The organism is Pseudomonas sp. (assembly GCF_049590575.1).
GTDB lineage: Bacteria > Pseudomonadota > Gammaproteobacteria > Pseudomonadales > Pseudomonadaceae > Aquipseudomonas.
Window position 1 is genome coordinate 1 of sequence record NZ_JBAWDE010000392.1, and the last position, 12,969, is coordinate 12,969.

Consider the following 12,969-nt stretch of genomic DNA (forward strand, 5'->3'; position numbering starts at 1 on the left):
TCTTCGCGAGCAAGCCCGCTCCCACATGTTGATCTTCACATGGCTTTAGATGCCCTGCGGGGTTTCTTCGCCGCCCAACGCTTCGATCAGCGCCGGCAGGAAATCACCGAACGTCAGCATCATCAGGGTAAAGCTGGCGTCCAGTTGGCCCAGGGCTTCTTCACCGCCGTCCTGTTCCGCCTGGTCTTGCAGCAGGTCTTCGAACTTCAGGCGCTTGACGGTCATCTTGTCGTCGAGCATGAACGACAGCTTGTCCTGCCAGGCCAGAGACAGTTGGGTCACCACCTTGCCGGTGGTCAGGTGCAGCTGGATCTCTTCGCCGGTCAGGTCCTGGCGCTTGCAGCGCACAATGCCGCCGTCTTCATGGGTGTCGCGCAGTTCGCACTCGTCGAGCACGAAGAAATCATCCGCCGGTTTCTGGGTGGTGACCCAGTCGGTCATGATCGCGGTCGGTGCGATTTTCACCGTGAGTGGGCGTACCGGCAGGGTGCCGATCACTTCACGCAGGGTCGACAGCAGGTCTTCGGCGCGTTTCGGGCTGGCCGAGTTGACCAGGATCAGGCCCTGTTTCGGCGCGATGGCGGCGAAGGTCGACGAGCGACGGATAAAGGCGCGCGGCAGGAAGGCCTGGATGATTTCATCCTTGATCTGGTCGCGTTCCTTTTTATAGACCTTGCGCATTTGCTCGGCCTCGATCTCTTCGACTTTCTCTTTCAGTGCATCACGCACCACGCTACCCGGCAGGATACGTTCTTCCTTGCGCGCGGCGATCAGCAGGAAGTCACCGCTGACGTGAACCAGGGGAGCGTCTTCACCTTTACCAAAAGGCGCGACGAAACCGTAAGTGGTCAACTCCTGGCTGGCACATGGGCGCGCCAGTTTGGTGGCCATGGCCGCTTCCAACGCCTCGGCATCAACAGGCAGATCTTGGGTCAGGCGATAGATAAGCAGGTTCTTGAACCACATGGGGTGAGTCTCTCCTTTATACAAAGGGGGGCATTATTCTCTTGATAGCGCCTGAGGCCAACCCTGCCTAAGCCATTGGAAGGCCTCAAAAAAAAGATTTAAGAAAGTGCTTGCCAGACCCAGGGTCGCTCCGTAGAATGCGCGCCACACCGAAACGAAGGGTGATTAGCTCAGCTGGGAGAGCATCTGCCTTACAAGCAGAGGGTCGGCGGTTCGATCCCGTCATCACCCACCATTCGCTTCATGTGTTACGCGCAGCGGTAGTTCAGTCGGTTAGAATACCGGCCTGTCACGCCGGGGGTCGCGGGTTCGAGTCCCGTCCGCTGCGCCATATTCGGTAACCTGGAATACTGAACGCCAGGTCACCAAAAGAAAGCCCGCTTAATCGCGGGCTTTTTTCTGCCCGAAATATGGCAAAAAGTCGTGCGGTAAACTTTTTTTAGATAAATTGCATTTAAATCAAGACATTACGATTTTTTGGTGTATGATGCGCCCACACCGAAACGAAGGGTGATTAGCTCAGCTGGGAGAGCATCTGCCTTACAAGCAGAGGGTCGGCGGTTCGATCCCGTCATCACCCACCATTCGCTTCACGTGTTACGCGCAGCGGTAGTTCAGTCGGTTAGAATACCGGCCTGTCACGCCGGGGGTCGCGGGTTCGAGTCCCGTCCGCTGCGCCATATTCGGTTACCTGGAACGCTGAACGCCAGGTCACCACAAGAAAGCCCGCTCATCTGAGCGGGCTTTTTTTTGCCTGCGATTCAGCCTCCCTGCGCATTGCCGTTGTGCACTGCATACTCGCCCTGAACTGTGCTGGTGCGTCATGACGTGGGGGAATACCCCCATGCCCATTGGTCGATTGCGCCACTTGCCGCTTAAACGGTTATCTATAGCCACGCGAAGACTTCCAGGCGAGCTACCGGCAGCAGGATGCTGCGGTGCCCGCTCTCCAACAATGGCCTTTCGAGGCGATAAAAATAGTCTGCAAGGGGAATGGCACTCGATGAAATATCCTTTACGTCCGTTGGTGTTTTGGCCAACGTTCCTGATCCTGCTGGCGGCGGTAGTCGCCAGCTACATTGACCTGGATGCGTTCCTGGCGATCAGCAAACAGCTCAATGGCGTGATCCTCAAGAACTTCTCGTGGTTGTTCAGTGCGGGCTCGTTTGCCATGGTGGTGCTGACCGCTATCGTTTACTTCTCCGCACTGGGCAAGGTGCGCATCGGTGGCGAAGACGCTCAGCCATTGCTGAGCAAATGGCGCTGGTTCATGGTGGCGCTGTGCACCACGCTGGCGGTGGGCGTGCTGTTCTGGACCACCGCCGAGCCGCTCTACCATCTCTACGCGCCTCCCTCCAGCCTGCCGATCGAAGCGGGCAGTTCAGCAGCAAAAAGCTTTGCTATGTCGACGATGTTCCTGCACTGGACCATTACCCCCTACGCGATTTACCTGGTGCCCTCGCTGGTGTTTGCGCTGGTGTTCTATAACCGTCGCAGTAACTTTTCGATTGGCGCCATGCTCGAACCCTTGCTGGGCGCGGCGCGGGTCAAGCGCTACGCCGGGCTGATCGACACCCTGGCGATGTTCGCCCTGGTGGCCGGCATGGCCTCGTCCCTGGGCACCGGCGCACTGACTTTGGCGGGCGGCCTGAGCCAATACATCGGCGGCGAAACCACGCCGTTTCGCCTGGCGATCATCATCGCAATCATCGTCATCACGTTTGTCGCTTCGGCGGCCAGCGGCCTGCAGCGCGGGATTGTGATGCTGTCCTCGTTCAACACCTGGATCATGCTGGCGCTGGGGCTGTTCGTGCTGCTGTGCGGGCCGACCCTGTACATGTTCAGCCTCGGCGTCGAATCCCTCGGTGTTTACCTCGACACGTTCTTCAGCCGCAGCCTGTTCACCGGTGCCGCCAGTGGCGACACCTGGCCGCAGAGCTGGACGGTGTTCTACTGGTCGGTGTGGTTCGCCTGGGCGCCGGTGAGTGCGCTGTTCCTCGGCAAGATCGGCCGGGGCTACACCGTGCGCGAGTTCATCCATATCAACATGCTCTACCCGGCACTGTTTACCGCGATTTGGATCTGCATCTTTTCCGGCACCAGCCTGTACTTCGACGCGCTGGGCGACGGCAGCCTCAATCGCGTGCTGAACGAGCAGGGCGTGGAGCACGTGCTGTACCAGATGTTCCAGCAACTGCCGGCCAGCGGCTTGATGATCGCGTTCCTGCTGTTCGTGGCGTTCATCTCATTCGTCACGGCGGCAGACTCGAGCACCGACGTAATCGCCAACCTGTGCAGCAAAGGCGTGACCGCCGATTCCGACCTCGACGGCAACCCGATGCTGAAGATTGTGTGGGGCGTGATCATCGGCACAGTGTCGTGGGTGATGGTCGCCTTTGTCGGCATCGACGGCGTGAAGATGCTCTCCAACCTCGGCGGTTTGCCGGGCATGATCCTGGTGTTGCTGGCCAGTACCTCGCTGATCTTCTGGCTGAAGAATCCGGCGCTGCTGGATGTAAAAAGCCTGCAGCCAGCCGCTGACCCCGGGCCGCGCGGCGCAAGCCCGGTCGCGCAATTCGCCCGCTGAGTCATCAATCCTGTGTGCCTCCCTGCGCTCCGCGACGAGCGCAGGGGAGTCGTTTGTTCGCAATAAATTTTGGAGTTATCGATGGAAATCGTTACCGAGTTTGCCTACAAGGTCCGTGAAATCGAGCACTGCCTGATCCCCCTCAAGGACGGCACCCAACTGGCCGCACGCATCTGGCTGCCGGACGTCGCCGGTTTGCAGGCCTTCCCGGCGATCCTCGAATACCTGCCATACCGCAAGCGCGACGGCACCGCCGTGCGTGATGCGCTGACCCATCCGTGGATGGCGGGGCAGGGCTATGTCTGTGTGCGCGTGGACATGCGCGGCAATGGCGAATCCCAGGGGTTGATGGCCGATGAATACCTGCTGCAGGAACAGGACGACGCCCTCGAAGTGATTGACTGGCTGTGCCAGCAACCCTGGTGTGACGGCAAGGTCGGCATGATGGGCATCTCGTGGGGCGGCTTCAACGGCCTGCAAGTCGCGGCTCGCCAGCCCGAGGCGTTGAAAGCGATCATTACCCTGTGCTCCACCGATGACCGCTTCGCCGACGATATCCATTACAAAGGCGGCAACCTGCTGATGGAGAACTTCGGCTGGGCCGCGACCATGCTCAATTTCAGCGCCGCGGTGCCTGACCCCGCGCTGGTCGGCGAGGCCTGGAGAACCCTCTGGCAGCAACGCCTGGAAGCCATGCCGTTGCTCGCCGAAACCTGGCTGCAGCACCAGACCCGCGATGACTACTGGCGCCATGGCTCGGTGTGTGAGGACTATTCGAAGATCAAGGCAGCGGTGTACGCCGTAGGCGGTTGGGGCGATGCCTACCGCAATACAGTGTCGCGCATGATGCAGCACTTGCCGGGGCCGAAGAAGGCGATGATCGGCCCGTGGATTCACAAGTACCCGCATTTTGCCGTGCCCAACCCGGCCATCGGCTTCCTGCAAGAAGCAAAGCGCTGGTGGGATCACTGGCTGAAGGGCATCGAAAATGGGGTGATGGACGACGCAGCCTGTACTTTTTACCTACAGGATATTCTGCCGCCCAAGGGCAGTTACGCCGAGCGGCCGGGCATTTGGGTGCAGACGTCGGGGTGGCCGGACGCACAGGTGCAGTGGACCGATTTCAGCCTCGATGATCACGGCCTCAGCCCCGGCAACCAGGCGTTGGCCACTGAGCGCAGTGTGTGCTCGCCGCTGACCACCGGCCTGCACCAGGGCGAGTACTGCGCCATCTGGTTTGGCCCCGACGGCCCGACGGACCAGCGCCGCGATGACGCCCACTCGCTGTGCTTTGACTCGCAACCGCTGACCGAACCCCTGGCACTGCTTGGCGATGCGCGACTCAGGTTGCGCCTGGCCAGTGACACCACCTGCGGGCAATTGGTCGCGCGCCTGAACGCGGTAGCGCCGGACGGGCAAGTCACCCAGATCAGCTATGGCGTGCTCAATCTCACTCTGCGCGAGGACTTTTCCCACGTGACGCCGGTCGTGCCGGGCCAGGCGATGGACGTGCACCTGAACCTCGACCATATCGGCATGCGCTTGCCCGCCGGCTACCGTCTGCGCCTGGCGCTGAGCACCGCGAGTTTCCCGCTGCTGTGGCCGAGCCGCGAGCTGACCACCCTGACCTTGCTGCCGAGCGTGCAAAGCCTGCAACTGCCGATCTTCACCGGCCAAGCGGTGGACTGCCCATTCGAGACGCCGCAAGCGGCCACCCCGGCCGCCCTCGACGTGCTGCGCGCCGCGGCACCGAAACGCACCTTGATCGAAGACGTCGGCAGCGGCGAAGTCTGCGTGAAAATCGAGGACGACTTGGGCGCGATGCGCTTTACCGAGCATGGTTTGTCCGTGGACCAGCGTTGCACCGAGCAATATCGCGTGTTGCCGTGGGACCCGCTGTCGACCCGTGCTGATATCCAGTGGCACTACGCTGTCAGCCGCGACGCCTGGGCTGTAGAAGTGGAAAGCCGCCTCAGCGTGCACGCCGACGCCGAGTGGTTCTACGTGGAAGCGGAGCAGACGGCCTGGGAAAATGGCCAGCTGGAACATCGTCGGCAATGGAGCAAACGCGTGGCCAGGGTCGCGCTGTGAGTGAGCAACTGGCAGGATACCGGCCAACGTGATCTCTGCGGGCCCAGGCACCCCTGGGCCGGTTTCTGCTATTGGGACTCTTCATGTCGCGCCGAAACGTCGATCTTCCGCCACTCAACTGTCTGCAGACCTTCGAAGCGGCTGCGCGCCATTTGAGCTTTACCCAAGCCGCCCATGAACTGAACCTGACCCAGAGCGCGGTCAGCCGCCAGGTCAAACGCCTGGAAGAAGACCTGGCCCGCCCGCTGTTTTATCGGCTGGCCCAAGGGTTGAGCCTGACGCCGGCGGGGCTGCGCTACTTTCGTACCATCCAGCGTCTGTTGCGCGAACTCGACCGTGAGTCCGCCGAATTGCGCCGTCGCGGTGCCGACCGCCAATTGACCCTGGCCAGTACGCCGACCATCAGCTCGATCTGGCTTGCCGGCCTGCTGCCGCAATTCCAGCGCGAGCACCCGGACCTGGATATCCGCATCCTGTGCAGCGAAAGCCCGAGCCACCTGGACGTCAACGAATATGACCTGGGCCTGTTCTATCACCTCGATGAGCTGCCGGCGCCCCACGGCCTGGAGTTGGCGCCGGTGTTCGACCGCGAGCAGGTAATTGCCGTGTGCAGCCCTGGCTACATCGAGCGGCACGGGCCGATTCACGATCTGCAACACTTGCTCTACGCCCATACCCTGCTGATCGTCGAGGACCACCACCACGACTGGTTGACCTGGACTGACTGGTTCGCCGATGGCGGTGCCCAGTACCACACCCCGCGCCACGCGTTGCGCACCAACAGCTATCAGTTGTTGATGCAGTCGGCGGTCATGGGGCACGGCGTCGCCCTGGGCTGGAGGAGCCTGCTGACGGGCGAGCTGGCCGCCGGCCGCCTGCAAATGGCCCTGCCGCACAGCATGCACAGCCGTGGTCGCCTGCACTTGATGCAACCCCATCACCGCAACCCGCCGTCGGCGGCGCGCAGTTTTCGCCAGTGGTTGCTGGCCCACACCCGCGACTTGAATGCCTCCCTTTAACCGCCGACTGCCCTCATGAACCTGACTTTCCTGACCTTTCCTGCGCTGTACAGCGCCACCATCCTGATGCTCACCGGCAACGGGCTGTTTTTCAGTTTTATCGGCCTGCGCCTGAGCAGCCAGGGCATCAACGAGGTGTGGATCGGCGCGCTGACGGCGGCGTACTACGGCGGCATGGTCTGCGGCGCCAAGTTCGGCCACCGCATGATTGCCGGCGTCGGGCATGTGCGCTCGTATGTCGCCTGTGCCGGCGCCGCCACCATTATCGTGCTGCTGCATGTGCTGTTCGAGCAGTTGGCGTTCTGGTTGGTGCTGCGATTTGTAATGGGCCTGGTGATGATGAACCAATACATGGTCATCGAGAGTTGGCTGAACGAGCAGGCGGAAAACAACCAGCGCGGCGCGGTGTTTGCCGGCTATATGGTGGCGGTGTCCCTGGGCCTGATGCTGGGGCAGGGCGTGTTGATCTCGCGCCCGGAGCTGGATTTCAAGCCGCTGGTGATCGTCGCGATCTGCTTTGCCGCGTGCCTGCTGCCGGTGACCATGACCAAGCGCTTGCACCCGGCCAAGCTGGTGGCGGCGCCGCTGGAAGTCGGGTTTTTCTGGCAGCGCGTGCCGCAGGCGCTGACCACGGTGTTTGTGACAGGCCTGATGATCGGCGCGTTTTATGCGCTGGCACCGGTGTTCGCCACTCGCAACGGCCTGAGCACCGGGCAGGCGAGTACCTTTGTCGCCGTGTCGATTTTTGCCGGGCTGTGCGGCCAGTGGCCGATCGGCTGGCTGTCGGACCGCATCGACCGCTCGCGGCTGATTCGCGCCTGCGCGCTGGCCTTGGGCCTGTTGGTGATTCCGTTGTGGGGGCTGGTGCAACTGCCGTATGCCTGGCTGCTGGTGTTCGGCTTCCTCAGCGGTTTGCTGCTGTTCACCCTTTACCCGCTGGCGGTGGCGCTGGCCAACGACAACGTCGAGCAACCCCGGCGTGTGCCGTTGAGTGCAATGATGCTCGCCACCCACGGCATTGGCGCCAGCCTGGGGCCGATGCTCAGCGGCGCGCTGATGAACAGCTACGGGCACGGCGCCTTTTACATGCTGTTTTCGGCCTGCGCGCTGTTGCTGATCTGGCGCGTGCAACCGAAGAAGGTCACGGGTGAATACTTGGTCGAAGGGGCGCCATTGCACCACGTCGCCATGCCTGAACATCCAATGGGCGGCATGGCTGTAGTGCTCGACCCCCGCGTGGATGAAATCCCCGAAGAACTGGTGATCAACGATCCGCCGGCCGGCGGCAAGCCCTGACGTCTACTTGGCTTTTTTCTTGCGCGGCTGGCGCGTAGCCAGGTGCTCGAAGCAAAACGAGGCGGCGCCGAACACGGCGATGAGGGTCAGTACGAGCATGCCGAGGGTTGAGCTTTCCACGGTGAACTTTCCTACGTGATGGGGTAGGTCTTCACGGTAGAGGCGCGGCGAAAGCGGCTCAATAGACCCGACGCAAACCTTACGACGCCGGGCCTATCGTTACGCACTCTTTACGGGGCGTTACGGCTGTGGCGGTACTCGCTCACCGCTTCGTACACCGCCTTGCGCAAGCGGTTGATGCCGCCGATGGGGCGGTGCTCGGCGACACCGAACCAGGGGTTGAACGACTGGTTGTCGCACGCCAGGTTCTGCTCCGGCGTATCGAAATCCTGCGCCGGGATACGCACCTTGGCCACCGTTTCGAACGGCGCGTCGCTCTCCTTCCATTCAATGCTGGTGTCCTCGAGCGGCATGAACGTCTGCGGGTTCTGCCGCTGGATCTGCAACACGAAACACGCCGGAACGCGGTCGGTGGACAGCTGCTGGTTCAAGGCGCTGCGCAGGAAGTTCGGCAGGTCCTGATTCTGCTTGGGAAGGGCGTATTCCGGGCAGCTTTGCGGGTCGGGCGCGACGCGGAACTTGGCGTTGGCCGTGCCGAACTTGTAGGGCGATACCGAAAAATAGGTGGTCTGCGTCGGGCTGGCCGGCGCGGGGGCCAGGGTCGCCAGGGCGATAAACAGGTGGCGCACCTGCCAGCTGCGCGGGTCGAGCTTGGGGAAGAACGCCAGGACTTTTTTGCCATCCGCTTGCGCGCCGATGTTCTGCGCGTATTCCGCTACGTCACTGACAAAAAAGTTCGGGTGGCTGAACATCACGAAGTCCTGTTCGGTGCGCGTTTGTTGGTCGGCCAGCAGCTGTTTGCCCGGCACCTCCAGCAGCTTGAGCGCCATGCCCCGCGCATCGCGGATGCTGTCGAACTGCGGGTAGGCGTTGCCGTTGGACAGGCGTATCAGCGCCTGCCAGGTTTTGCCCGGCTCGGCAAACACGCCCTGGCGCAGCGCCGGGTCGAGATCGGCCAGCACGTTGACTTCAGCCTTCACGCACCCATGCGCCTTGGCGTGGGCATCGCGCAGGTAGCGCGTGCCTTCGCGGTGCTGGTCGACGATGCGCACCGCCGTCTGGATGATGCCTTGGGTCATGGCCGCTTCGCCGGCGGGGACCTGCTCGTTTGGTGACACCGGGCCACTGTGTTGCCAGGCGTACCAAACCGTGGCGGCGAGCCAGCCAAGCAGGCCCAGGCCCACCAGCCACAGCAGGGTCTTGCCGAGAAATGCGCCGAGGCGCAGCCAGAGGCGGGCGAGTAGGGAGCGTTGGTTGTATTGAGATCGGATAATCATGGCAATTGTTGCTCCAGTGGGCCGCCCAGCACTTTCAGGTATTCCAGCAGCGCCCAGCGTTCCTGCGGCAGCAGGCCACGGCCGATGACGCCATTGCCGCGTGCGCCGGCACGGAATTCGTGGCCGCTGTTGTGATTGCCGGTGATTTTGGTATCGAACAGAAAGGCATTCTTGAACGCTGCGGTCTCGAAGCCCAGGTGGCGCGGATCGTAGTCGAAGGTGCCTTTATAGAAAGTGGTGCTGCGCTCGTCCTGGGGCGAGAGCAATTGGTAGATCGTCGGCACCGAGCCGTTATGCAGGAACGGCGGGGTGGCCCACACGCCGGCCAGCGGGCGGGCCTTGTAGGCGCGTAACTCGCGTACGCCAATGGACAGACCAAAGCCATCCAGGCGCGGACGCTCGGCGGGAGTAACGCCGGCGGCGCGGTAGGCGTGGTCCTCGACAAATGCGGTGACATAGGCCAGGCCCTTGGCCACCGAGATTTTTTCCACGTCCAGCGGCTCGGTGGGCGCGGGGTGCAGGTCGACGTTCATCCTGGCCAACTCCGCCATGTCCCATTGCAGTGCGCTGAGGTCGTAGCGCCGGTCGGCAATGTTGCTGGCGGTGCCGGGGTCGGTGCCGATGTAGTCCAGGGGGAGCATCTTAAGGTGCTGCACCGGGCGGCCGTCTTCCTGAGAAACCGCGGGCACATGGCAGCCGGCGCAGTTCTCGGCGAACAGCGCGCGGCCTTGCGCGGCGAGCGGTTTGTCGATGGCGCCGAATACGTCCTCGGGCCAGGTCGGTGGCTTGAGGCGTTGCAGGCTTTCTTCGATCAGGTTGAGGTCGCGCACCCGCACGCTTGAGGGGTAGCGTGCATCGCCCTGAAGCGGCTGGCCGGCGCTGTCGAAAAAAGTCAGGGTAGCGCCCACGCCGAGGGCTTCGCCGATATTGCGCACCATCGGCTGTTGGGCCGAGCCGTTCCATTGCACCCAGTCGAAGGTCCAGATATCCCACAGGTGCGGGTAGTCCACCGGCGCATTGGCAACCCGGTAGTTATCCGGGGAAATCGCGTCGCCGAAACTGGCATTGGCGATGCGGCCAAATGCGTCGGTGCGCCCCGGGCCTTCCTCGGTGGGGTAGAGGCCGCGATGGGTGTCGTTCCAGGCGACCTTTAGAAACTGGTTCAGTGACTGCTTGAAGTCCTGGCGCAGCTGGCTGCGTTGGGCGTCGTATTGATCGCCCAGCACCTTGCGTGCAAAGCGCTCGAATTTCCATGGGTTGTAATACGTCGCGGCAAGGCTGGCGACCAGGGCCTGGCCGAAACTGCCACCGCGCAGGGTGGGTACGCTGGACGGCAACACGTGCTGGGCCGAGCCGCCGTCGACGCGCAGGGCCTGGCCCTTGTAGTGCAGCTCGCCGGTGTGGCAGGCGGCGCACGTGATGTCCAGGTACTCGACGTTGCTGTCGGCATTCCTGTGCCGGGCGAACCCTACGGGCAGGTTGCCGGGGTTTTGCTTGGTGGGCACCTGCTGGGGGTCGACCAGGAAACCAAAACGCGCCAGATACTCCGGCGTGGCGAAGCGTCGCCCGGAAAACGGCAGCTCCAGGGCGGTAAACCAGTCGTAATGCAAGCCCTTTACCTGGGTGCCCTGGGGCGTGAAGTAATAGGTCTGGCGGTCGGCCGCACTCCATTGGTCCTGGTAGTGCACCTGCTGCACGGGTGCGTAGTCCGGGAGCTTCGGATTGACCACGTAATAGAGCACCACGGCCAGGAGCAGGCCCAGTGCGATGAGTATCAGGAGTAAAACGCGGGAAAAAATGCGCAAGATAACTATCCTTGTCTGAACCCTCGTCTCGGCCTTGCCGAGGCGTGGCGTTGTTATGCCACTACGCCATCAACGCGGCAAGTGGCCATGAGCCTGGAGGTAGGCGGTCCCGCGATCCTTCGCGGGCCTCCATAATGAATGAAAATGCTTTTAAACACGTGAACTTATCGGAAGTTTCCTGCTCACATGCCGGTAGCCATTGGTCGTGGCCGCCTGATAAGCTCGCGACTTTATTCAAATGCCCTTTTGGCGCATGAACAAGGAAATAGCATGAAACAGCATCGGTTGGCGGCGGCGGTGGCCCTGGTTAGCCTGGTACTTGCGGGTTGTGATTCGCAGACCAGCGTAGAGCTGAAAACCCCGGCGCAGAAAGCTTCCTACGGCATCGGCCTGAACATGGGCAAGAGCCTTGCTCAGGAAGGCATGGATGACCTGGATTCCAAGGCAGTAGCCCAAGGCATCGAAGATGCCGTCGGCAAGAAAGAGCAGAAGCTCAAAGACGACGAGCTGGTTGAAGCGTTTGCGGCACTGCAGAAGCGTGCTGAAGAACGTATGACCAAGATGAGCGAAGAGTCGGCAACCGCCGGCAAGAAATTCCTCGAAGAAAATGCCAAGAAAGACGGCGTAGTCACCACCGCTTCCGGTCTGCAGTACAAGATCACCAAGAAAGCCGATGGCCCTCAGCCTAAGCCGACTGACGTGGTGACTGTTCACTACACCGGCAAGCTCACCAACGGCACTACCTTTGACAGCTCCGTGGACCGTGGTAGCCCGATTGACCTGCCGGTCAGCGGCGTGATTCCAGGTTGGGTCGAAGGTCTGCAACTGATGCACGTCGGCGAGAAGGTCGAGTTGTACATCCCATCCGACCTGGCTTACGGCGCCCAGAGCCCGAGCCCGGCTATCCCGGCCAACTCGGTACTGGTCTTCGACCTGGAGCTGCTGGCCATCAAGGACCCAGCCAAGGCTGAAGCCCCTGACGCACCTGCTGCACCAGCCGCCAAAAAGTAATCGGCGCCTGAACATTCAACGCCCCGTCTCGACGGGGCGTTGTTGTTTCTGGATCTTTCAAAAATTGAACCTGTACAAATCCAACCGAACGCCTGCAATCTGAAACAGTCTGATAAAAGACTCGAGTACGGGTAGCCGCACATCAGCGCCAAGTCAATGAAATCTTGGGTTTTTTTAATGTGCGCAAAAAACGCCCGATCTGACTGAAAGCCTTGTAATTCGCGGCTTTCAGCCTTGAAAATAGGCTCTGTTCACAAGGTTATCCACAATTTGTGTGGATAACCTTTTATGTCGCCTGGAACTGGAGTGACGAATGAAACCACCCTTCAATTTCACCCGTTTCTTGCCTATGGCCGCCCGTCTCCTGGGCCGTGGGCGTTTGCCGACGCTGTTGTTCGCCGTCGCCGCCAAGGGCTCGAGCCAGGGCAACCGCCTGGGCAAGCTCAAGGATGATCTCAAGTTGCTGCAGGCTCTATGCTTGGCCTACTGGCGCGGTGAGTACCGGGCGATCAGCCCCAAGGCACTGATTTCGGTGGTGGCGGGGCTGATGTACTTTCTCAGCCCGATTGACGCGATCCCGGACTTTATCCCGATGTTCGGCATGCTCGATGACATCGCCGTGCTGGCGTGGGTCATGAAGACCCTGGATGGCGAATTGAGCGCCTTTCGCGCCTGGCGTGACGCGCAGCGCCCGGAGAAGCTGGCCGTGGTTGAGAGGTTGCCGGCGACGCCCGAGCTGCTGACCCGGGAAAGCCCACAAAAAAACTGACGACTCTTATATCCCCCTGCGACCTTTG

9 protein-coding genes and 4 tRNA genes are annotated in these 12,969 nt (G+C 61.6%); 10 read left to right on the forward strand and 3 right to left on the reverse strand.

Translation table 11 applies throughout. The annotated features are described in order from the left end of the window. Positions 1 to 45: 45 nt before the first annotated feature. Positions 46 to 966, reverse strand: coding sequence for a recombination-associated protein RdgC (gene rdgC / locus WBR57_RS27135; RefSeq protein WP_424088239.1), 921 nt, complete (start codon positions 964 to 966; stop codon positions 46 to 48). A gap of 159 nt (positions 967 to 1,125) precedes the next feature. On the opposite strand from rdgC, the gene WBR57_RS27140 reads away from it, so the two are divergent. The 8 genes from WBR57_RS27140 to WBR57_RS27175 all read left to right on the forward strand — a co-directional run bounded on the left by WBR57_RS27140 (position 1,126) and on the right by WBR57_RS27175 (position 7,959). After that, positions 1,126 to 1,201: transfer RNA gene (locus WBR57_RS27140), tRNA-Val, on the forward strand. Between the two features lie 19 nt (positions 1,202 to 1,220). Next, a tRNA-Asp gene (locus tag WBR57_RS27145) sits at positions 1,221 to 1,297 on the forward strand. Positions 1,298 to 1,474: 177 nt separating this feature from the next. After that, positions 1,475 to 1,550 (forward strand) — tRNA-Val (locus WBR57_RS27150). A 19-nt stretch (positions 1,551 to 1,569) separates the two neighbouring features. Continuing rightward, positions 1,570 to 1,646, forward strand: a tRNA-Asp gene (locus WBR57_RS27155). Between the two features lie 323 nt (positions 1,647 to 1,969). Beyond that, entirely contained in the window at positions 1,970 to 3,553 is a 1,584-nt protein-coding gene (locus tag WBR57_RS27160; RefSeq protein ID WP_424088240.1) for a BCCT family transporter, read from the forward strand. Between the two features lie 81 nt (positions 3,554 to 3,634). Beyond that, a complete protein-coding gene (locus WBR57_RS27165) occupies positions 3,635 to 5,644 on the forward strand; it encodes a CocE/NonD family hydrolase (RefSeq protein WP_424088242.1) in 2,010 nt (669 codons plus the stop codon). An 83-nt stretch (positions 5,645 to 5,727) separates the two neighbouring features. Further along, the gene (locus WBR57_RS27170) at positions 5,728 to 6,663 is read left to right on the forward strand and encodes a LysR substrate-binding domain-containing protein (RefSeq protein ID WP_424088244.1); all 936 of its coding nucleotides are present in this window, start codon (positions 5,728 to 5,730) and stop codon (positions 6,661 to 6,663) included. A 15-nt stretch (positions 6,664 to 6,678) separates the two neighbouring features. Continuing rightward, entirely contained in the window at positions 6,679 to 7,959 is a 1,281-nt protein-coding gene (locus WBR57_RS27175) for an MFS transporter (protein WP_424088246.1), read from the forward strand. A 230-nt stretch (positions 7,960 to 8,189) separates the two neighbouring features. Here the strand turns inward: WBR57_RS27175 and WBR57_RS27180 are convergent, their stop codons facing one another. Both WBR57_RS27180 and WBR57_RS27185 read right to left on the reverse strand, forming a co-directional pair. Further along, positions 8,190 to 9,356, reverse strand: a complete 1,167-nt coding sequence (locus WBR57_RS27180) for a catalase family protein (protein ID WP_424088248.1) — start codon at positions 9,354 to 9,356, stop codon at positions 8,190 to 8,192. Further along, entirely contained in the window at positions 9,353 to 11,161 is a 1,809-nt protein-coding gene (locus WBR57_RS27185; protein WP_424088250.1) for a di-heme-cytochrome C peroxidase, read from the reverse strand. The genes WBR57_RS27180 and WBR57_RS27185 overlap by 4 nt, the downstream gene beginning before the upstream one ends. Positions 11,162 to 11,431: 270 nt before the next feature. On the opposite strand from WBR57_RS27185, the gene WBR57_RS27190 reads away from it, so the two are divergent. Together WBR57_RS27190 and WBR57_RS27195 are read left to right on the forward strand one after the other, a co-directional pair. Then, positions 11,432 to 12,172 (forward strand): FKBP-type peptidyl-prolyl cis-trans isomerase, encoded by a 741-nt coding sequence (locus WBR57_RS27190; protein ID WP_424088252.1) that lies wholly within the window; start codon positions 11,432 to 11,434, stop codon positions 12,170 to 12,172. A 313-nt stretch (positions 12,173 to 12,485) separates the two neighbouring features. After that, complete coding sequence (locus tag WBR57_RS27195; RefSeq protein WP_424088254.1) at positions 12,486 to 12,941, forward strand: YkvA family protein; 456 nt, start codon at positions 12,486 to 12,488, stop codon at positions 12,939 to 12,941. Positions 12,942 to 12,969 lie beyond the last annotated feature (28 nt).

Coding starts and splice junctions, on each gene's coding strand:
- rdgC (WP_424088239.1), bottom strand. CDS start 966: ATGTGGTTCAAGAACCTGCTTATCTATCGCCTGACCCAAGATCTGCCT.
- WBR57_RS27160 (WP_424088240.1), top strand. CDS start 1,970: ATGAAATATCCTTTACGTCCGTTGGTGTTTTGGCCAACGTTCCTGATC.
- WBR57_RS27165 (WP_424088242.1), top strand. CDS start 3,635: ATGGAAATCGTTACCGAGTTTGCCTACAAGGTCCGTGAAATCGAGCAC.
- WBR57_RS27170 (WP_424088244.1), top strand. CDS start 5,728: ATGTCGCGCCGAAACGTCGATCTTCCGCCACTCAACTGTCTGCAGACC.
- WBR57_RS27175 (WP_424088246.1), top strand. CDS start 6,679: ATGAACCTGACTTTCCTGACCTTTCCTGCGCTGTACAGCGCCACCATC.
- WBR57_RS27180 (WP_424088248.1), bottom strand. CDS start 9,356: ATGATTATCCGATCTCAATACAACCAACGCTCCCTACTCGCCCGCCTC.
- WBR57_RS27190 (WP_424088252.1), top strand. CDS start 11,432: ATGAAACAGCATCGGTTGGCGGCGGCGGTGGCCCTGGTTAGCCTGGTA.
- WBR57_RS27195 (WP_424088254.1), top strand. CDS start 12,486: ATGAAACCACCCTTCAATTTCACCCGTTTCTTGCCTATGGCCGCCCGT.